16 protein-coding genes are annotated in these 21,972 nt (G+C 50.3%); 4 read left to right on the top strand and 12 right to left on the bottom strand.

Annotated elements, in window-relative coordinates; translation table 11 throughout:
* The first annotated feature begins 109 nt into the window (after positions 1–109).
* The 4 genes from K9N57_00080 (at position 110) to K9N57_00065 (ending at position 4,994) form a co-directional block, all read left to right on the top strand.
* Positions 110–511, top strand: a complete 402-nt coding sequence (locus K9N57_00080) for a response regulator (GenBank protein MCF7802566.1) — start codon at positions 110–112, stop codon at positions 509–511.
* A 161-nt stretch (positions 512–672) separates the two neighbouring features.
* Entirely contained in the window at positions 673–2,127 is a 1,455-nt protein-coding gene (locus K9N57_00075; protein ID MCF7802565.1) for a T9SS type A sorting domain-containing protein, read from the top strand.
* A gap of 193 nt (positions 2,128–2,320) precedes the next feature.
* Positions 2,321–3,757, top strand: coding sequence for a T9SS type A sorting domain-containing protein (locus K9N57_00070; protein MCF7802564.1), 1,437 nt, complete (start codon positions 2,321–2,323; stop codon positions 3,755–3,757).
* A 40-nt stretch (positions 3,758–3,797) separates the two neighbouring features.
* Entirely contained in the window at positions 3,798–4,994 is a 1,197-nt protein-coding gene (locus K9N57_00065; GenBank protein MCF7802563.1) for a glycoside hydrolase family 18 protein, read from the top strand.
* A gap of 102 nt (positions 4,995–5,096) precedes the next feature.
* On the opposite strand, the gene K9N57_00060 is transcribed toward K9N57_00065, so the two are convergent.
* From K9N57_00060 to K9N57_00005, 12 genes are all read right to left on the bottom strand, one after another.
* Positions 5,097–6,116: a sigma-54 dependent transcriptional regulator gene (locus tag K9N57_00060; GenBank protein ID MCF7802562.1), complete on the bottom strand. Its 1,020-nt coding sequence runs from the start codon at positions 6,114–6,116 to the stop codon at positions 5,097–5,099.
* Positions 6,117–6,627: 511 nt separating this feature from the next.
* A complete protein-coding gene (locus tag K9N57_00055; GenBank protein ID MCF7802561.1) occupies positions 6,628–7,482 on the bottom strand; it encodes a pirin family protein in 855 nt (284 codons plus the stop codon).
* Positions 7,483–7,562: 80 nt separating this feature from the next.
* A complete protein-coding gene (locus K9N57_00050) occupies positions 7,563–7,859 on the bottom strand; it encodes a metalloregulator ArsR/SmtB family transcription factor (GenBank protein ID MCF7802560.1) in 297 nt (98 codons plus the stop codon).
* Between the two features lie 442 nt (positions 7,860–8,301).
* A complete protein-coding gene (locus tag K9N57_00045; protein MCF7802559.1) occupies positions 8,302–11,472 on the bottom strand; it encodes a DUF4981 domain-containing protein in 3,171 nt (1,056 codons plus the stop codon).
* A 99-nt stretch (positions 11,473–11,571) separates the two neighbouring features.
* The gene (locus K9N57_00040) at positions 11,572–12,621 is read right to left on the bottom strand and encodes a UDP-glucose--hexose-1-phosphate uridylyltransferase (protein MCF7802558.1); all 1,050 of its coding nucleotides are present in this window, start codon (positions 12,619–12,621) and stop codon (positions 11,572–11,574) included.
* A 448-nt stretch (positions 12,622–13,069) separates the two neighbouring features.
* A complete protein-coding gene (gene galK, locus K9N57_00035; GenBank protein MCF7802557.1) occupies positions 13,070–14,242 on the bottom strand; it encodes a galactokinase in 1,173 nt (390 codons plus the stop codon).
* A 60-nt stretch (positions 14,243–14,302) separates the two neighbouring features.
* Positions 14,303–15,265 (bottom strand): Gfo/Idh/MocA family oxidoreductase, encoded by a 963-nt coding sequence (locus tag K9N57_00030; protein MCF7802556.1) that lies wholly within the window; start codon positions 15,263–15,265, stop codon positions 14,303–14,305.
* Between the two features lie 66 nt (positions 15,266–15,331).
* Positions 15,332–16,321, bottom strand: coding sequence for an L-glyceraldehyde 3-phosphate reductase (mgrA, locus tag K9N57_00025; protein ID MCF7802555.1), 990 nt, complete (start codon positions 16,319–16,321; stop codon positions 15,332–15,334).
* A 39-nt stretch (positions 16,322–16,360) separates the two neighbouring features.
* Positions 16,361–17,377, bottom strand: coding sequence for a UDP-glucose 4-epimerase GalE (gene galE, locus K9N57_00020; GenBank protein MCF7802554.1), 1,017 nt, complete (start codon positions 17,375–17,377; stop codon positions 16,361–16,363).
* Between the two features lie 577 nt (positions 17,378–17,954).
* Entirely contained in the window at positions 17,955–18,518 is a 564-nt protein-coding gene (locus tag K9N57_00015) for a class I SAM-dependent methyltransferase (GenBank protein ID MCF7802553.1), read from the bottom strand.
* Positions 18,518–19,657, bottom strand: coding sequence for an acyl-CoA dehydrogenase family protein (locus K9N57_00010; protein ID MCF7802552.1), 1,140 nt, complete (start codon positions 19,655–19,657; stop codon positions 18,518–18,520). The genes K9N57_00015 and K9N57_00010 overlap by 1 nt, the downstream gene beginning before the upstream one ends.
* A gap of 179 nt (positions 19,658–19,836) precedes the next feature.
* On the bottom strand, positions 19,837–21,771 hold the full coding sequence (locus K9N57_00005) for an aconitate hydratase (protein MCF7802551.1): 1,935 nt from the start codon (positions 21,769–21,771) through the stop codon (positions 19,837–19,839).
* Between the last annotated feature and the right edge of the window lie 201 nt (positions 21,772–21,972).

Genomic DNA, 21,972 nt, shown 5'->3' with positions numbered 1-21,972 from the left:
GATGGACAACTTGCTCACAATTTTTACCTCATCATAATCGATCTTCGTCCTATTTGATATCAAGGTGCCATCCGGTAATGTTGACGAAGGTTAGAATCGGAACAGGGGTGTGAGAAAATCTGTGGATGTGGGAGTTATCAATATGGGCAGCAGTGCGATTAAAGGCATTCTCGTGATAGAACAGGATCCACTTCGTCTTTCTTATTATGAAAAAACCTTGCAGGAAAAGGGATTCAACGTCTTTGCAACGATGAGTATCCTCTCAGGGCTCCACATATTCCAAAATAATAGGGATAAGATCGATGTGGTTGTGACTGAGACAAATTCGCCAAACGAGGATGGCCTCACCCTGGAGAGTATCCTTCATAAAGATTCCCCGGACCTGCCATTGATAACGCTTACCAATCCAAGGCAAGGCAAATCCGGTTTTCCCACCTCCGAACGCATTATCGCGACATCCTATAAGGTCAATGACTTGCTTGAGACCATAGAAAGTCTTGCCGATCGTTAAAGTGTTTCTGCCCCTCTTACGATGACGATTCAGGATGTGAACTAGCTAACGAAACCGACCGGCGTAGGGACTACTCTGCCTGGTAATACTTGGTTCTGTTTTCTGCTAGCTCAATACGGGTACCGCTAGTGAAGAATTTGTTGACATCACATAATTTCTGGATGAAACGATTTATGGTAATCTATGGGGTATTTGCGTTTATATGGATTATTGAAGATTCCCCCTCGAATCTCACCGTTGCCAGGGAGCGTTGGGTTACAGCCTATCTTGCCTCATGGAACCACTATGCGCCACCTGGCGGAAATTGGGGGAACCTTCCTACCGAGGCCATCGACTGGGATGCGGTCAGTCATATTTCGTATTTCGCCCTCTCGGTAAATTCGGACGGGAGCCTCTCTCCCATTCTGGAATGGCATAATATGAGTCCCTCCCGCATTAACGCCATTATTTCGGCCGCCCATGCTCACGATGTCCCTGTGTTGCTCGCCGTGGGCGGTTGGGGGAATCATGCCGATTTCAGCGCCGCCCTGGAACCGGTGGTCCGGACTCTTCTGGTACAAAATCTGATCAATATTTTGATTACGTGGGGTTTTGACGGGATTGATCTGGACATGGAACCTATCGCCTCGGATGATGTCGAGAATTATGAGGCGTTTGTGCGTCTTCTGCATACGGAACTGGAACTACTGAGCACTCCCTTACTGGAGTCACCGCTCCTGACCGCCGCAACCAATTGGCAGCCTGTCCTTTTTGGCCGCCTCCACCCCTTGTTTGACCAGATCAATCTTATGACGTACGATTATAGTGGTGCCTGGCAGGGATGGGTGACATGGCACAATTCTCCAGTGTATTCGGGTGACTATAAATTCCCGAACATCGAAAGGCCGGTGCCCTCCATCAATCAGGATGTCCGGCAATATATTAAATCCGGTGTACCGCCCGAAAAACTTGGCATCGGAATCGATTTTTACGGATATATCTGGGATGGCGTCACGAAACCGGGTGAATCCTGGGAAGACCCACCCCAGGTACAACCAAATGTACCATACCATACTATCATGGACGACTTTTACCGGGAATCCTTTTTCCACTGGGATAGCATTGCCCAAGCCGCATATTTAAGCATCCAACAAGATACTACCTTTGTCTCTTATGATAACGAGCAATCAATCCATTCCAAATTTCGCTATGTTCGGGAGAATAATCTGGGAGGCGTCATCCTGTGGGAACTCGGTGGTGGGTATCGTCAGAACGAGCCGGCCGGCGAACGCGACAATCTGCTGCAGACCGTGAAAAATACGTGGAAGAATGATACGACATTGACAACCACAGAACCACAGGATACTGAATTTACGGGATTATCCTGGGAATCTGCAGCACCGAACCCGTTTAATACGGAGATATCCCTGACATTTACGGTTCCAGCCCCTGCTCCGGTCCGCCTGGAGATTTACTCCCTCATGGGGAGACAAATCAAGACCCTGGTTAATGAAAAACTGGCAAGTGGCCATCATTCGGTGGCGTGGCGTCCCGATGACATTGCAAGCGGGACCTATTTCTGTGTACTTCGGTGGACGGACAAAGTCATCACGCGAAAAATACTCTACCTGAAATAGGCAACACTGCCCGACCCACTCAGGTCTCGAGACGACGGACACAAAAATGTTCCGGGTTGGAACGGCCATTGCTTTAATTATATGTGGTATTGAATAACGCAACTTTGTTGAAAATTTGTCCATAATTGAAGGGAGCCTGGAAAATATTTTAACAACTCAGTGTATATCCCGGTGGATTTGGATCTGTCTCATTTTGACATTCGCGTGGATAGGAGGCACGCCATCTTCGACTTTAGGTGTTATTCCACCGGAGAGTGAGTCTGAAGAAATATGGGTGAGTGCATATCTTGGCGCGTGGAATCATTATGCTCCGCCAGGTGGTAACTGGGGTATTTTGCCCACGGATGCAATAGACTGGGACGCCTTTACTCACCTGTTTTACTTTGCCATGAATGCAAAGCCTGACGGCTCCCTTTCCCCTATAAAAAAATACCACAATTTTAATCCGGACCGGCTGAAGGCCATCGTGAGTGCGGCACACGCATCCGGCACCCCGGTCTTGTTCTCCATCGGGGGCTGGGGAAATCATACAGAGTTCAGCCGGGCTATCTTGCCGAAAAACCGGACAAAATTTATTAATAATCTCATTGATGTCCTGAAAGAGTGGGATTTTGATGGAATCGATCTGGATCTGGAACCTATTAAAGATCCGGATGTCCCCTACTACAAAAAGTTCGTAGCGGAGTTGTACTCCAGACTCCAGAGCCTTGAAACTCCGATGCGATCTCCCCCGCTCCTGACTACTGCCACCAATTGGCAACCCGAGATGCACAGAGAGATTCATCACTATTTTGATCAAATTAATTTGATGACCTACGATTACAGCGGCCCGTGGCGGGGATGGGTCAGTTGGCATAATGCTCCGTTGTATCACGGCGGTTACAAATTTGAAAGCACCAATCGGTATGTTCCCTCGGCGGATGGGGAAATCTCGGAGTTTACAGCAGCCGGTGTCCCTCGGGATAAACTTGGCATTGGTATCGACTTCTATGGGTATATCTGGCATGGTGTGACCGGGCCCCGCCAGGACTGGAAGCAGCGGCCGGTGGTCAAGCCAAACGTTCCGTATTGGCTTCTGATGGAGGAATACTTCAAATTCAGGTACTATCGCTGGGATGACAGAGCAAAAGTCTCCTATCTCTCCATTGATGAGGGGCCCAAACAAAAGATGTTTATTACGTATGATGATAAACGTACCGCCCGTGAGAAAATCCGATACGCCCGCAAGCACGGGATTGGTGGAGTTATTATCTGGGAGCTAGGCGGCGGTTATCGATACAACCAACCGGCCGGCGAACGTGATCAGCTTCTACAGGCAGTGAAGGAGGCATTCCGGCTCGGGATCTACTTGGATTCAACCTCGGCACAGTCTCCGGTCTTGCTGCAAAATTATCCCAATCCATTTAATGCCTCTACGACATTCGAATTCCACCTGCCGAAGAGACAACACGTGAAGCTGTTTGTTTACGACGCCTCGGGACGGAAGGTGAGAGAATTGGCCAACCAGGTCTTACCACCCCAGCGATACGTATTTGAGTGGAATCCGGAAGACCTTCCCAGCGGCATTTATTTCTGCCATCTTATTACAGGAAGCAGAAAAATCACGAAAAAGGTAACCCTGCTGCAATGAATAATTATGGTACGACACAATTCAGCAGGAAGGAGGAATTATGAGGTATAAAAGAAATATATTTACTCAGATAGTCATAATAATGGCATTGTGTTTCGTAATAGTTGTCAGCGGAATTGCACAGGAGCAGGAGTCGACTCAGGATAAGGAACTGGTGGTGACCGCATACTTAGCTTCATACAATCACTTTGCTCCCCCGGGAGGCAACTGGGGAAACCTCCCGACGGAAGCTATCGACTGGTCTGCCTTCGACCGCCTGCATTATTTTGCCCTGAACGTGAACGCCGATGGTTCACTTTCCGAAATCAAGAAGTATAAAAATATGAGTCCCAGCCGGATTAATGCCGTAGTAACGGCAGCACATTCCAACGATATTGGGGTGTTCATGTCTATCGGCGGATGGGGAAATTACAAGGATTTTCACACGGCGATCCAGCCGCAAAACCGGCAAAACCTTATCGACAACCTAACTTTTCTGGTGAAACGCTGGCATCTGGACGGCATAGACCTGGATATGGAGCCCATCAAAGACCAAGATGTAAAAAATTACTCCGCGTTTGTCCGGGAACTCTCAGGTGCGCTGCAACAGCTTCCGTCACCGGTTTACAAGCGCCCCCTGCTGTCGACTGCAACCAGCTGGCAGCCCGAGATGTTCGCAGATCTGCAGAAATATTTTGATCAGATTAACCTGATGACCTACGACTACAGCGGTGCCTGGGACGGTTGGGTGACGTGGCACAATTCCCCGATCTATAACGGCGGGAAATCATTCCCAATGCGGCGTAAAAAACTGCCGTCACTCAACAGCCAAGTACAGGAATTTCTGGAGGCCGGTGTTACTCCAGGAAAACTCGGCATCGGCATAGACTTCTATGGCTATATATGGAAAGGAGTGTCGAAGCCGGGCGAAGGCTGGATGATTAACGCCCCGGATGTGGAGGATAATGTCCCCTATCATAAAATTATGAAAGACTACTTCCGTGACGGGTCCTACAACTGGGATGACTCGGCACAGGCCAGTTATCTCAGCCTGAAAAAGAACGGACAAGATCTGTTTGTATCATATGATGATGAACAGGCTATTGAAGCCAAGGTTCAATATGCACGAGAACATGATCTTGGGGGTGTATTTATCTGGGAACTCAGCGCCGGATACAGGAAAACACTGCCAGCAGGACGTCGTGATCTATTGCTTCAGTCCGTCAAATCAGCTATAAATACCAGCTCGGCACTCTGATAGTAAAAATGGCCCCCGGAAAACCGGGAGCCTTTTTTTACCCTGGAGTAATCCAGGGGAGGAGTCGGAGGGTTGATCTTTTTATTTCTTTTAGAAGGTGTACTAACTGAGATTAAATTTTTGCAGTTTATTCCTGAGTGTCTGTCGGGTGAACCCGAGTATACGTGAAGCTTCGGACTTGTTGTCACCGACCGCCGACAATGTATGCCGAATTATTTTCCGTTCTGCATCCTCCAGAGATGTCCCGAGTTCTATTTGGATCTGCGGATTTTCGGGAGCACCATTTGTAGCCCTTGTACCATTACCATTCCCGGAAAACTGATTTGGCAAATGACGACTTTCAATCTGTCGGTCAGAGGAGAGGATAACCATCCGTTGAATGACATTCCGGAGCTCCCGGACGTTTCCGGGCCAGTCATATTCACAGAGCTTGACTAGACACTCTTCCGAAATTGCCGTTGTCGGATGTTTGTATCGATCGCTGAATTGGGTAAGAAAATATTCAGCCAATGGGTGTATATCTTCTTTCCGTTCCCGAAGTGGTGGTATATGTAACTCGATAACGTTGAGCCGGTAAAAGAGATCTTCCCGGAACTCGCCCGTTTCAAGCGCATCTGTTATGTCCTTATTTGTTGCAGCTATGATCCGAACATCAGTCTCAATCTCCTCATGACCACCAACTCGCCGGAATGAGTGGTACTCGAGCACCCGGAGTAATTTCACCTGAACCGCCGTGGACATTTCGCCGATTTCGTCTAGGAAAAGTGTTCCACCGTCTGCCAATTCGAAACATCCCTGTTTTTGTTCCACAGCGCCGGTAAAGGCACCCTTTTCGTGCCCAAAGAGCTCACTCTCCACCAGTTCACTGGGAATAGCCCCACAGTTGATAGCAACGATATCATTATCACTGCGATTGCTGTGCGAATGGATAAGATGGGATAACACTTCCTTTCCAGTCCCACTTTCCCCTGTTATTAGAACCGGAGCATCAGATTCGGCGACCAATCTGGCTTTCTCTGCCAAATCCTTCATTTTGGGATTTTTTGTGATCATTTCCGGTTCATGCCTGTTTTTAATTTTACTCCGCTTTGCAAACCGCTTATTCTCTTTCGCTGTCTTCATTGTTATCCTCTCTTACCCGCATTCAATATCAATTTTTGACTGACCATTTTCAGTTGGTTTCAATCGTGTCTGGTATTTTTCTCAATTTCACTGGTTAAGATAGCTTTGACGACGATGCATTAAAATAGGACAGGCGTCTATTCGAATGTCAGAGGCAGCGGAAACAATATTGTAGCAAATACTTCTATCTCTTGACAGGCATGTGATACAGCGCACATGACCGTATCTAAAGTAGCAGGAGAGGAGGATTATTCCTGATGTATAATTCGTGCAATAGTAAAATACTGGTTATGGCAGGTTGGTCGGCACCCTATTTACAAACATGATGCAGTAATTTTAGGAGTGAATAATGGTCTCCTACCAGCAAACCATTCATCCAGTCCCGCCCCAACGGTAGGGTTTTCCGGATGGCGGAATAAACAGGCAGATCGTTCTATTCGTTCAAGGAGCTGCCATATCCAAGGGTGCTGGGATCCTTTAACTCACTCATATTACGGGCTAGAAAAGGACACTATCCATCCCACGTCCCGAATTTGCCCTGTTGATATTCTTCGTAGGCCTTCCGGACTTCGCCCTCGGTGTTCATGACGAATGGACCTCTGGCGACGACCGGCTCGTTTAGCGGCTCGGCGTGGCCGAACAACAGGATGCTTTCTTTATTCGCCGTCACTTCCAGAGATTCGGCATCGTTTTCGAACTCGACCAGGTGTAACTCCTCAACGGCGGTTCCGTTGACCTCGAGTTCGCCGCGGATGACGTAGAAAAAGATATTTCTGTCCGGGGAGATATCAATATTAAATTGACCGTCCGGTTCAAATTCTACTGTGCTCAGAAAGACATCCGTTATCGACTCAAACGCACCGTCGGTGCCGTTCCATTGACCGGAGACCAGGTTGAGCGTGACCCGTTCATCATCCAGTGAAATGGACGGAATTTCATCTGCCTGCAGGCCCCGGTAATACGGATCCTTCATCTTATGCCTTTTTGGCAAATTCAACCAAAGCTGCAGGATTTCCAGGTCACCGCCCTGCTCTTTGAACTCCTCGGAGGAGATTTCGGCGTGGATGAGCCCGCGGCCGGCGGTCATCCACTGGACGCCACCGGCGTCAATGACGCTTTTGTTACCGTCTGAATCCTTGTGGGCAATATCACCGTCCAGGATGAACGTCACCGTCTCCATCCCCCGATGCGGATGCGGGCCAAACGGCAGCCCAGTATTGTTTGGTTGATACTTCTGTGGTCCATGGTGATTCAAAAACAGAAATGGATCAATCTGATCCAATTTCCTTGTTGGTAGGGGCGACCATGTGATGAGATCCTGAATGGTGCTGTATTCTGCCTTGTGTATCTGCTTTATAGAACGCATAGCTCTTCCTCTTTCGTTTTAAGTGATGTCAATCAGATTAAATTATATTGAAATTCATCAATATAAATCCGTAAAATTTTTTAATCCGGGTTTTTTGCATCGAGCAGATCTTCGAATAGCTCCATAAATTGCTCAATGCCCGGCACATTCGGCGAGAGCAGCAGATGCCGGCTTTGCTTTTCTGTGTGTATTAACCCACTCTCTCCGAGCAGCTTCAGGTGATGCGAAACCGTCGGCTGCGAAAGCTGCGTCAACTCCTCGGCCTTCTCGCAGCTCAGCTCGCCCCGTTCATAGATCTCCAGTAACAACCGCACGCGGGACGGATCGCTTAGTACCTTCGCCGTCTTCACTATCCTGTCTATTCGTTGCTTATTCATATATTGAAATGTATCGATATGTTGGAAATATGTAAAGGGTCTGTTGGTTTGCAAGAAAGAAATGACCAATAAAATGTTCCGTAGCGGCTAACCTAAATGACCCTTTCAGGGGTTGAAACCCCTGAAAGGGTCACAACACTCAGGTTAGTAATTTTACCCTAAGTGTGGATTTGCTAATGGGCGTTGGGTTATATCTGTAAGGAAACATTGTAAAACCATAGCATGCTGAGGCTCAACTGCTAATAATATCTCTTTTGCAAATCATTGTAGAGGTGTGCCCTAACCAGAGATACTAACGCCTCTGATACACCTCTACCATGAGATCGAACGCGGTGAATTTTATAAATATGTAGGGACGCGGTTTACCACGTCCGGTATTTTATGTCACCCGGACCTTTCGGACGCGATGAATCGCGTCCCTACAAGAATGCTTTAAAGGCTACTACTTCCCCTCAACCGGCATAAACCGATACGAGAAGGTCTTGGCTTCGTTTTTCACCCGGAATTCCTCGGCCGGAAATGCCTGTGGCGACCAACTGTCAAATCCGCCGACGCCCATCATCTCCGCATCAATATTCAGATACGTTTGTGGATCGGAGTTCATCATCCAGGAGTAAGCACTCCGCTCCAGCTCTTCTCTGGGATAGTGAGTAACGCCGAATCCGAACAGTCCATCCGAGGTAAAGTGCAGTCCGGTGCCGTTCTTATCGGTGATTTGCATCCACCGGGTGTCAACCTTGTACCCGTTCTCCTGTGGCTGGGAGTAATCCACGAATTCGCTGGCGACGTCGGAATTGTATATTCCGACCATCTCCAGTTTCCGATCGGCATAGGTCGGACGTGGGCCCCGGCCATACCATTCAATTTGATTGAATCCCCGCGCTACGACGAGTCGGGTGCCAAAACGCGGCATATATTCGCTGACCTTCGATCGGCCGGGTTCGTATTTTCCGGTGACTGCCACTGCACCAGTTCCATCGATGGTATATTGCAATTGATAATTGGCTTCAACCCTGGGCAGGCTGGCGTAGATGGTCACCACCACATCGTCATCGGTCTCCGTGGTCACAGAATCGACGCTCCATGCCGAGGCATCCTTCCAGATCATTGTCCGGTGCAGCTCCTCGAACCGCTCCTTGCCCATGGAACCGTAATCGTTATCGGTCATGGGGCGCCAGAAGTCCGGCATCGGCCCGCGCTCCAGGAGCACCTTCCCGTTGTAGCGATAGGTCTCCATTTCGCCGGTGACCTTGTTGATCTCAACGGCGAAATTCTTGCCGGAGATGGCGACGGTGTGATCGGACGACCGGGCGACCTCGGGTGCACCGCCACCATTGGCCATCGCAGGCGTGAACCCAGTTTCCGGCACTTTAAACTGATCCCACGCCAGCTGGAATCCCTTCTCTGCGTAGAAAGTCTTCTCCTTTGTGTCAAACCGGAAGTTCACGTGGTACTCTTTCCCGTCCTGCATTTCCACATCGTCCAGATTCACCTCGTACTCTGTCTCCTCGCCTGCATCGACATCCAGATCATCTATGGTACCGGACTGAATAATCGTTCCGTCCTCGATAATTTCCCATGTCCCGGTTACCGCATCCTGCAGATTGGTAAAATCATAACGATTCATAATCCGGAATCGGCCTTCGGCGACATCTACCGGTTCCACGTGCACATACCGGTAGTGATATTTCAGCGCGCTGAGTCCCGGGTGCGGCTTTCCATCGCCGGAGATCAGGCCGTTCATGCAGAAATTGTTGTCGTTATTCAGTCCGTGAGGATGCTCGAACCAGCCGCCGTACGCCAGAAACTTTTGCTTTCCGGAGATGTCCTGATACGCTTCCGGTACCTGCGCCCAGAGCGACTGATCGCGCCAGTCCCACACAAACGCACCCATAAACTGCTCCATGGTATCGATGATGCTCCAGTAGGCATCCACGTTTCCATTGGTGTTGCCCATGGCATGTGTGTATTCACAGAGGATGTAGGGCCGGTCACCGTACTTTTCCATCATCCGGAGTGCGTAATCCACCGATGGATACATATTGGACTTCACGTCGGAGTGGAGCGTACCGTCGTAATCCTCCGCGCCTTCGTAGTGCACCGGACGCGTGGTATCCGCTTGATGTGCATGATTATACATCGCCTTGATGTTCGGGCCGTCGCCGGCTTCGTTGCCCAGCGACCACATAATCACCGACGGATGATTCCGATCCCGCTGTATCACCCGGTCGATTCGATTCACCTGCGCGGCCTTAAAATCCGGATTGTGCGCTACCCGGTTTCGTTCGTTGGTTCCGAATTCATGGGTTTCGTTATTCGCCTCATCGATGAGATACAGGCCGTACTTGTCACAGAGATCGTACCATTCCGGCGCATTGGGATAGTGACTCGTCCGTACAGCATTAATGTTGTGCCGCTTCATGATCCTGATATCCTGCATCATCTGCTCACGCGTGACCGTATGGCCTGTTTCCGGATATTGCTCGTGCCGGTTCACACCCTTGAACCGCACCGGTTCTCCATTCACCAGGAACCTATTCCCATCGATTTCTACCCGACGGAATCCCACCTTTTGGGGGATGACTTCCAGGATCTGGCCGTCACTATCTTTTAACGTGATGACAAGATCGTACAGATTCGGATATTCGGCGCTCCAGCGATTCACGTCATCTATGATATGAGAGGTGCCCTGGAAGACATACTTTTCGCCAGATGACTCGACTGCCGCTTCATCCTCGACAATCGCTTCACCTGTGGAATCATACAGAACATATGAGACGGAAGACCCGGCCATCTCTTCCGAGATCACCTCACCCTGGAGCCTGAATACGCCATTTTCGTAGGAATCACCCAGAGATGAGTACACCGAGTAATCCCGGATATAGGTCGAGCCCGGCGACCAGAGATAGACATCCCGGAAGATGCCGCTGAGCCGCCAGAAGTCCTGATCCTCCAGGTAGGCGCCATCCGTCCACCGAATCACCTGGACTGCCATGAGGTTCTCGCCCTCCTTCAGATACGGCGTGAGGTCAAATTCTACCGGCGTCCGGCTCCCCTGGCTGTAGCCCACCTGTTCCCCGTTCACCCAGAGATAAAAGCCCGAATCCACGCCGTCAAATACCACATGGGTCTTTCGATTCTGCCAATCCTCCGGGACGATATACGTCCTTCGATACGAATGGACGGGATTAAAATCTCTTGGAGCGCGAAAATTCTCCTCATCAAACGGATACTCGATGTTGAGATAAATCGGAATGCCGTAGCCCTCGACCTCTACGTTCGACGGGACGGTAATCATATCCCAGCCGGAATCGTCGAACTTTGACTGATAAAAATCTTTGGGACGATCCGCCGGCTTTTTGATGGTCTGGAACTTCCACTCTCCATTCAGACTTTGATGCCACGGAGATTGTTCGTATTCGTAACTTAGCGCCGCCTCTTCGCTGGGATACGTCATTTTGGTGACGTGCGGCTCGACAGTATTCACCTGGAAAACGCGCGGATTGTCCCAGTTCGGACGGTCACTCATGTCCGACTGAGCCACAAGCATTGTTGAGAACACGCCTGCCAGAATTAGTAACATCGGCAGTGTAAGAAATAATTTCTTCCCCATAGATGACCTCGCCTGATTTAGATTTTCGGTAAATAGTTAGGTGAAACGTGCCCTCCCGAATCCCCGGATTCAGTACTGCTTTTCCCCCAGGGAAGATGCTTACACGCGCCTGGTGTAATGCGTTGCCGGGACATCCCGCAGTCTCTCCGCTGCTGCCTCGGCGGTGATGTCCCGCTGCGGATTGGCCAGCATCTCGTAGCCCACCATGAACTTCTTCACTGTGGCCGATCGCAACAATGGCGGATAGTAATGCATATGGAAATGCCACTCCGGATGCTCTTCACCGTCGGTCGGCATCGGATGAAAACCCGCCGAATACGGAAATGACGTATTAAACACATTATCGTACCGGATTGTGATTTGCCGGATTACTTCCGCCAGCGCCGATTTTTCGATCTTATCCATTTCCAGGAAACTTCCGAGGTGGCGTTTACTCACCAGGAGCACCTCGAACGGCCACACTGCCCAGAACGGCACCAGCACAGCGAAATGTTCGTTCTCCACGACGATTCGCCGGTTTTTCTCCTGTTCCAACCCCAGATAGTCACAGAGCAGACACGAATCGTGTGATTCCATGTACTCCCGCTGATTAACCAATTCTTTCGCCGGTTCATCCGGGTTGGTCTTCTGTGCCCAGATCTGCCCATGCGGGTGCGGATTGCTGCACCCCATGATCTGTCCTTTATTCTCAAAGATCTGAACGTAGTTAATATTCTCCCGCCCCCCGAGTTGCCGGTATTCATCCGTCCAGAGATCCACTACCTCTTCAACCTGTGAGACCTCCATCTCCGGCAGCGTCAGATCGTGCCGTGGCGAGAAACAGATGACCCGGCAGGTACCCTGTTCTCCCTGTGCAATCAGTAGATCGTCTTCATCGACATTTGCCTCCGGAGTGTCCAGTTTCAGTGAAGCGAAGTCATTGGTAAAGACGAACGTGGAGCCATATTCTTCATTTTGTTCACCACCGGCTCTGGTATTACCGGGGCAGAGATAACAGTCCGGATCGTACTTCGGACGCGTATTCTGCGGTGCGTCCTCTTCCTGGCCCTGCCACGGTCGCTTCGCCCGGTGGGGACTCACCTGTACCCAATCGCCGGTTAACGGGTTCAATCGCCTGTGTGGATGGTCGTCAAAATTGAAGGAGGTCATGGTGTGATTCCAGGGTTAATTAATTCTCTTTTAATCTTAATCAGTATTAAGTATAAAAGTGTTCAAGTGTTCGGGTGTTCAAGTGTTTAGGTAAAAAACGTCATGTGTCGAGTGTCCTGAGTCATGTGTTCGAAATACAAAGGTTGTTGGTAGTACCTGCTTTAGCGGGGTTTTGTTTGTTGTTATTTGTTAGTAGTTGGTTGTTCGAAATATCATTTTGAGTCATTCAATTCTCTATCGCCTAGTTGAAGTCTTCACCACGAACTACCAACCACGAACTACCAACAGTTTTTCCTTTTCTCTGTTCTCCCTTCCCTTCTTCATTCTTCATTTTTCATTCTGTCGTTTCTTCTTAAACACAGCTGATTAAGAGTAAGATTATGATTAAGATTAGGAAACCCCACCCTTATACCTTATACCTTATACCTTATACCCTATACCCTATACCCTATACCCAATCCCCATCCACGATCATCGTCCCGCCCATAATCCGGCTCACGTAAATCAACGCGTCTTTGCCAAAGTCCTCCTGGTAACGTTTTTTGATATAGGCCGAAAACTCCTCCAGCGCATCGGCCTGCACCAAGTTAATGGTACATCCCCCGAAGCCTGCGCCCATCATCCGGCTGCCGAGTACGCCATCGATGTCACCGGCGGCATCGGCCAGGAAGTCCAGTTCCACGCTGCTCACTTCGTACTTGTTGCTGAGTCCGTTGTGGGAAGCGTTCATAAGCTCGCCGAATTCTCGGAAGTCCTCCTGCTCCAACAACCCGCACGCCTTTTCCACACGCAGGTTTTCCTCCACTACGTACTCGCACCGTTTATAAACCACCGGATCGAATTCTGACTGGTGTTTTTGCAGCAATTCCAGGGAGACATCTCGCAGGCTCTCGATATCCGAGTCATATTTCCGCAGAATCGCCACTCCCGCTTCGCACTGGCTGCGGCGGACGTTGTACTCCGACGTCGCCAGTTCCCGGCGCACCTGGGTATCGCACAGCACAATCCGAAGATCGTCGCGTTCGAACGGATAGTACTCAAAATCCAGGCTGCGGCAATCGAGTTTAAAAACTCTTCCATCTTTGCCGTGAATATTCGCAAACTGATCCATGATACCGCAGTTGACACCCACGAAGTTATTCTCCGCTTTTTGTCCCAGCAGTGCCATGTCCGTACGCGATATATCAAAATCGAATAGTTTGCTCAATCCCAGGATAAGGCCGCCTTCCAGTGCCGCTGAGGAGGACATGCCGGCGCCGATTGGGATATCACCGCCGAAAACGCAGTCGAATCCACCTGGGGAGAATCCGGCTTTCTTCAGCACATCCACCACGCCCAACAGATAGTTCGGCCAGCCCAGGTCACTCTTTTCCAGGGAATCATCTTTGGTGGAAAATTCGAACGACTGCTCCATATCTGCCGAGTAAATATTCGCGGTATCTGTACCGTTGGCCGCCAGCGCAAATATGATGCTCTTGTCGACGGCTGCAGGCAAGACAAATCCGTCGTTATAATCCGTGTGCTCTCCGATAAGGTTTACCCGGCCAGGGGAGCGGACGATAATGAGCGGTAAAATGTCAAATTTGTTCTCGAACTGTACTTTGAGGTACTCAGGTGTCATGGCAGGGCATTTCCTTTGACTGATGATTGTTAGTGTGGCGGAAAAGTGAAGCAGATAAACTTAACTCATCAGGTCAGCCAGTGCAACATTTACCGCCTTGCCGAGGTCACCGCCGACCACCGGTTCTTCGTCATTCAATACTGCCTCGGTAAACTGCTTTATCAGCGGCCAGTGTACATTGGGATGGGGCGGATGCTCTTCCGTCCAGACTCGTTCAGTGGTCTTCACTTCCAAAGATTTTCCGTTGAGTACCGGCACGTGGATCGATCCGCGGGTTCCATAGATGTCCAGAGTATCCTGCGGCTCCGAGGCGGCATGGGTGACGTTGAGTACCGCCATTGTCCCCGATTCGCACCGAAAAATTGCGGTTCCCGTGTCCTCCACCTCGCGATCAAATACCAGGGTATCCAGCAGACCGGTCGTCTCCTCCAGTTGGCCAAACAGATGCTGAAACACCTCAATCCGGTGGCACCCGAAATCCCACATCGGTCCGCCGCCGGATTGTGTCTTATCCAACAGCCAGGCCCTCGGTTCGCCCGGTTTGCGATCGAAATATTCAAAGGCATTCACATGGGCATAGACCGGATGACCGATTTCACCCTCAGCAATTAACCCCTTTATCCGATCGAGAATAGGATAAAAATGCCGGTAATAGGCGACGCCGAGTTTTACACCGTTTTCCTCCGCCGCATCAATCATTGCATTGCACTCCTCCGTATTCAAAGCCATTGGCTTTTCACACAGGATATGCTTTCCGGCTTCGGCCGCCGCAATGGTGATCGGTGCATGCAGGTTTACCGGCGTTGCGATGTACACGGCATCTAGGGTATCGTCCGCCAACAATTCTTCCCAGGTTTCGTACCAGCGATCGGCGCCGAATTCATCGGCGAACTCCTGCGCCAGTTCATTCCGCTTTCGGTTGATCGCAACCAGGTCACACTCTGGCAGTTCCCGCAGAGCCGGTGCAACTCTTTTTTCGGCAATATCGCCCGTTCCGATAAGTCCCCATTGTAACTGTGTCATATATAATTCGCCTCCCTCGCCATCCTGAAAATTTATTACTCTAAGAGTGGAATTGTCCCATATCAATCATGCCAGAATCTCTTCAATCTGCTCTAACTCGTTCTCGCTGAAGTCAGGGTTATCCAGTGCTTCGACGTTCTCCTCAATCTGTTCTACCGAACTCGAACCGACCAGTACGCTTGTGACCTGCGGATGTCTCAAAATCCATACGATGGCCATCTGCGCCAAGCTTTGGTTCCGTTTCTTCGCCAAATCATTCAGCGCCGCCACCTTTCGGAGTTTCTCTTCAGTAATGTCGGAGCGCTGCAGAAAGGTTTCCTCCCTCGACGCCCGGGAACCCTCGGGAATTTCCACCAGATACTTATCCGTCAGGATTCCCTGCGCCAGGGGTGAAAAGACAATGCTGCCGGTTCCCGTCTCTTCCAGGGCATCAAGTAAATCGTCCTCTATCCACCGATCGAACATATTATACCGCGGTTGGTGAATCAAAAACGGCGTGCCCAGCGATTCCAGGATCTCGGCTGCCTGGCGGGTTTTATCCGCCGGATAGTTCGAGATACCCGCGTAAAGCGCCTTCCCCTGGCGTACAATTTGATCCAACGCCATCATCGACTCCTCCAACGGCGTCTCCGGATCCGGTCGGTGGTGATAGAATATATCCATGTAATCCAGCCCAAGTCGCTTCAGACTCTGATTGCAACTGGCGATAATGTATTTCCGGGATCCCCAGTCGCCATATGGTCCCGGCCACATCCAGTAGCCTGCCTTGGAGGAAATAAGAAGTTCATCCCGGTACCTGGCAAGGTCTTCCTGCAGTATCTTTCCAAAATTCTTCTCCGCCGATCCCGGCGGCGGACCGTAATTGTTCGCCAGGTCGAAGTGAGTGATTCCCAGGTCGAACGCCCGGTGAATTATCGCCCGCATATTGTCCAACGCATCCACATTGCCGAAATTATGCCACAATCCCAGTGATACGGCCGGCAGATGGATTCCGCTGTCTCCACATCGTCTGTAGGCCATCGTGTCGTAACGAGATTCTGCCGCTGTGTACGTCATCTTGGTTGCTCCGTCAGTTGTTCAGTGATTGTATTTCGTTTATTCGTATCCGTTGGGATATTTCGATTGCCATCGCCATGTATCCTCACACATATCCTCGATGCCGCGTTTCGCCCGCCATCCCAGTTCGGCTTTGGCTTTGGACGGATCGGCATAGCATTCGGCAATATCGCCCGACCGCCGGTCGGTGATTTCGTACGGAATATCTTTGCCGGAGACTTTCTCGAATGCCTGAACCATCTCAAGCACCGAATAACCGCTTCCCGTGCCCAGATTATACGTCACCACTCCCGGATCATCCCGGAGTTTTTCCAGCGCCTTCAAATGTCCCCTGGCCAGGTCCACCACATGGATGTAATCCCTTACACCCGTGCCATCTTTGGTTGGATAATCGTTTCCGAATATCGAGAGTTTTGGAAGTTTTCCCACTGCCACCTGCGAAATATACGGCATCAAATTATTCGGAATCCCGCTGGGATCTTCGCCGATTTCACCGCTCGGATGTGCTCCCACAGGATTGAAATACCGGAGAATGGCGGTATTCCAATGATGGTTCGCGGTGTGGAGATCCCGGAGAATTTCCTCGATCATTAGTTTTGTCCGGCCGTACGGATTGGTGGCGGACAGTGGAAAATCTTCGGTAATCGGTACGGTTTCAGGATCACCATACACTGTGGCTGATGAGCTGAACACAATATCGGTTACATCGTATCGCTCCATCACTTCACAAAGTGCCAGGGTACCGGTAATATTGTTGTGATAATACGCCAGCGGTTTTTCCACCGATTCTCCGACAGCCTTCAAACCGGCAAAATGGATCACTGCATCAATTACATGATTATGGAACACTTCGGTGAGACCCTGTTTATTTAACAGATCAACCTTATAAAACTCTACCGATTTATCGGTGATACGCTCAACCCGGTTCAGTGCTTCCTTCTTACTGTTGGACAGGTTATCTACAACGATAACTTCAAATCCGGCGTTCAGTAATTCCACGCAGGTATGGCTGCCGATATACCCGGCTCCCCCGGTGACTAAAATGGTCTCTGGCACAATAACTGTCTCCAATTGCAGGTTACGTTAATTTAGTATAATGTAACAAGAAAACCGGATGAAGTGTACCGGAGAAATGGGATATCAACTCCAGTCGTTTGAGAAATTAATGCAGGAAGGCTGCCAACTTGCGGTATAAAAAATGACCTGTCATCCCGAGTGAGAGCCAAGTGACTCGAACCGACGGATCTCACTCTTGACGCTAATTTGTGTACTTTTCGAGAGTCCTCATCTGAGAGGAGTCTCTGGGGAGACACTCGCTTCCGCACAGTCCGAATGACTTACTTAATACTATATGCATAAACCAACACCCGTCATCCTGAGCGACTCCGCGCAAGGGGAGGAGCCGAAGGATCTGGTTTTTTATTCTCCGGAGGTTGCTTTACGGGATTCCTCCGCTCACTAACGTTCGGTCGGAATGACTCTTTTTTTTACTTTGTCCGTAAGAAATACACCACCAGTCATCCCGCGCAACCGGAGGAGCCGAAGGATCTCGTCATTGAACCTCCGGAATATCACCAGCGAGATCCCTCCGCTCATCCGGCAGCGGCCGGATTCGGTCGGGATGACTGGTATTTCATTCCTTCTCCCCCACCACCCATGCGCTGTGCGAATCATCACGGAAAATCTGAGTGCCAGCGCCATTTCCTTCAATGAGTGCTGCAATCTTTTCCGGACTCAGGAAATGACTTCGCATAAACGCCAGTTTTTCCAAAAAGGCGACTACCTTCACTCCAAACTTGTGGATATCGGGTTCGCCGACGACTATTCGTCCGCCTGGTGTAAGCACCCGTACAGATTCATAGAGTGCAATTTCCTGGTCGCAGAAATGATGAAGAGCGTCTACAATCAAGACACGGGAAAACGTATTATCCGGAAAAGGCAGTTTTTCAATATGAGAAGAAACCGGTATAACGCCGGTTTTTTCCGCCGAGCGATCCAACATCGATCGATTCAGGTCCGCCACCACAATTTGGCTGAAATATGACTGGAGTTGTCCTGACACCCTGCCGGTCCCGCCGCCGGCATCCAGGAGTCTGGCTGGTGGAACATCCGGTTGCAGATACGGCAGTATTTCATCCTGATCCGGGGGCGGAATAAATTTCTCGTATACCGGCGCCAAAAAGGAGAAGTGATCCATTAGAACAGCCGCCGTGCGATAGTCATTTTTTCTGCCTCCTTGGTTCCCTCGTATATTTCCAGGATTTTGGCATCCCGGTAGAATCGCTGGATATCGTACTCATCAATATATCCGTAACCGCCATGCATCTGAAGCGCCTTGTCCACAGTCCAGACGGCATTCTCGCCGGTATAATACTTTGCCATCGCATTCAGGGAAGGGTCCATTTGGCCGTGATCCGTTTTCCAGGCTGCCTTGTATGTGATATCCCTGGCAAGTTCCACCCGTGTCGCCATCTCTGCCAGTTCGAACTGGATACTCTGGTTGGCTGCCAGCGGCTTTCCAAATGTCTTGCGCTCCTGGACATACTTCAGTGCCATATCCAAGGCGCCTTGAGCTAATCCAACCCCCTGTGCGGCAATCATTATTCTGGTTTGGTCGAAAAAATGCATCAGGTGATAAAATCCCTTACCCTCCTCGCCAATGAGGTTTGATGCAGGCACGTGTACATCTTCGAAGATGATCTCTGCGGTGTCCGATGCCCGTATTCCCATTTTCCCATGGATTTTGTGTCGAGTCACTCCGGGAACTTCCGCATCCACCAGGATCAGACTATACTTCTGTGTCCGTTTTTCCGCATCCGGATTCGTCACACACAACGCTACGATGTAGTTACAGACAGAACCGTTAGTGATAAACATCTTTGTCCCGTTAATTACGTATTCATCTCCCTGCCGTTCTGCACGGGTATTTGTACCGGCGACGTCGGTACCGGCGTCAGGTTCGGTATAGGCTCCGGCAAAAATTGACTCCCCGCTGGCTATTCCCGGTAAATACGTCTCCTTCTGTTGCTCAGTCCCAAACAGAATTATATTTTCCGAGCCAAATCCGGCACCAACAACAACCAATCCCAACCCCATATCGATTCTGGAAAACTGTTCCGTCACGAGGGCAACTTCCAGCCACCCACCACCGAGCCCTCCGTATTCCTCTGGGATCAGGATCCCGGTGAAACCGGTCTCCGCCCCTTTTTTGACCAGATCCAGCGGAACCTTTTCTTCTCGATCACATTCCTGGGCCAAAGGGCTAAATTCATTTTCCGCGAATTTGTAGGCCATTTCCTGCAATGCCTGATGCTCTTCACTCAATTGGTAATCCATATAGACCTCCCGATGTATTTTGTTGGGGACATACGTCTACATATGCTACTTATATTTGGAATGGAAGAACCTGCTCTATCCTAAAGTAGCCCTCCAGTTCAGCGTATGCTATAAATATTATGTCCCATATAAAAAAGCCCCGGAAATCGGGGCTTTTCTTCCAAACATCTATGGATAATCTATTTGTTACCCTTCACCACGTTGATCAGGCTCCCCTGGAGGATCATCTCCACCTGCCGATCAGTCATTGCGTGTTCGGCCTGGTAGGTTTCATCCTTGGTTTTATTCCGAACCTCTATAATCGTGCTTTGCTGAATAGCATTCCGTACATCCGGGATCTCCAACACGTCATCCTGGTCGATTTTGTCCCAATCAGATTCGTCCGCGAAGGTCAAGGGCAAAATGCCGAAATTTACCAGATTCTGCCAGTGGATCCGGGCGTAGCTCTTGGCCAGAACGGCTCTTAGCCCAAGGTATAGCGGAGCCAGCGCGGCGTGCTCCCGACTGGAGCCCTGTCCATAGTTTGAACCGCCAACGATGAGGGAGCCGGTTTCCTTCATTTCCATAGCACGATCATAATACGATTCATCCACCTGATAGTAGACGTACTTGCTAATCTCAGGGATGTTGCTCCGGTACGGCAGGATATTGGAGCCGGCCGGCATGATTTCGTCCGTGGAGATATCGTCGCCGACTTTAAGCAGCACAGGGCCCTCTACTGTTTCAGGCAGCTTGTCAAATTCGGGAAGTGGCTGGATGTTCGGACCCTTTTCAAGTTCAACAGTGCTCCCGTCCTCCGCCGGCGGCACCAGCATGTCGGTGTTGATGCGGATGGATTTCGGCTCTTCATATTTCGGGTAATCCATATCCAGCGTCCGCGGATCAGTAATTTCGCCGGTGAGCGCCGAGGCTGCTGCCGTTTCCGGACTCACCAGGTGCACCTGATCCTCCTTGGTGCCGGAGCGTCCCGGAAAGTTCCGCGGCACGGTTCGCAGGCTTATTTTCCCCGTAGCAGGCGCCTGTCCCATGCCGATGCAGCCGTTACAGCCCGCCTGATGAATCCGGGCACCTGAACGAATCAGTCTTCCGAGATAACTCTCGGCGGTCAGATTTTCCAGGATCTGTCGCGAAGTTGGGTTCACATCGAAGGAGACACGATCGTGTACCTGTTTTCCGTCGACAATCATCCCGGCGATGGCAAAATCGCGGAATCCGGGATTTGCCGAAGAACCGATGTATGACTGATAAATCTCTTTGCCGGCGATTTCCCTCACCGGTACTACGTTACCGGGGCTGGTCGGCTTCGCCACCAGTGGTTCGACTTTTGAAAGGTCAATCTCTTCGTATTCATCGTACTCGGCATCTTCATCGGCCAGAATTTCCGTAAACGCCTCTTCTCTGTCCTGTTGTTTCAGAAATCTGCGAATTTCATCGTCTGCCGGAAATACCGTCGAGGTAGCGCCAAGCTCCGTCCCCATATTTGCGATCACGTGCCGATCCATAGCGCTGAGGTTCTTGAGTCCCGGGCCGTAATATTCGATGACCTTACCAACGCCGCCGTCCACATCGTGGCGGCGAAGCATCTCAAGGATGACATCTTTGGCACTCACCCAATCCTGCAGTTCACCGGTGAGTTTCACGCCCCAGACCTTGGGCATCTTCACGTAGAACGGCTCACCGGCCATTGCAAGCGCCACTTCCAGTCCGCCGGCACCTGCCGAAAACATGCCCAGGGAACCTGCCGCGGGTGTATGGCTGTCCGAACCAAGCAGCGTTTTCCCCGGAACGCCGAACCGTTCCATATGCACCGGATGACTCACACCATTGCCCGGGCGGCTATAATATGCCCCGAACTTCTTGCAGGCGCTGCGTAAAAACAGGTGATCGTCCGGATTTTTAAAATCCTCCTGAATCAGATTATGGTCCACATACTGCGCAGACAATTCCGTCTTCACCCTCGGAATGTTCATGGCCTCGAACTCCAGCATGACCATGGTTCCGGTTGCATCCTGGGTCAGCGTCTGGTCAATTCTGATCCCTATCTCTTCCCCGGGAATCATCTCCCCCTCCACCAGGTGGTTAGCAATTAGCTTTTGTGTAACATTTTGTCCCATCTGAATTTATCCTCCGTTTTCAAGTTCGGTAATCGGATAGATCGTAAGTTGTTTGTTTAATTAACCCGTTGTGTGAAACTAGGCCAAGGCATGTTTCACCTGATTGAGCGGTCGTTTTTTGACAAATTTATTCACGTATTGGAGCAACGTAAACGCCGTGACTTTGGCTAAGACGCGCGTGGCCACCCCTGCAAAGGTTTT

The organism is Candidatus Neomarinimicrobiota bacterium (assembly GCA_021734025.1).
In the GTDB taxonomy this organism is placed as follows: domain Bacteria; phylum Fidelibacterota; class JAANXI01; order JAANXI01; family JAANXI01; genus JAANXI01.
This window is presented reverse-complemented; position numbering and strand designations above follow the sequence as displayed.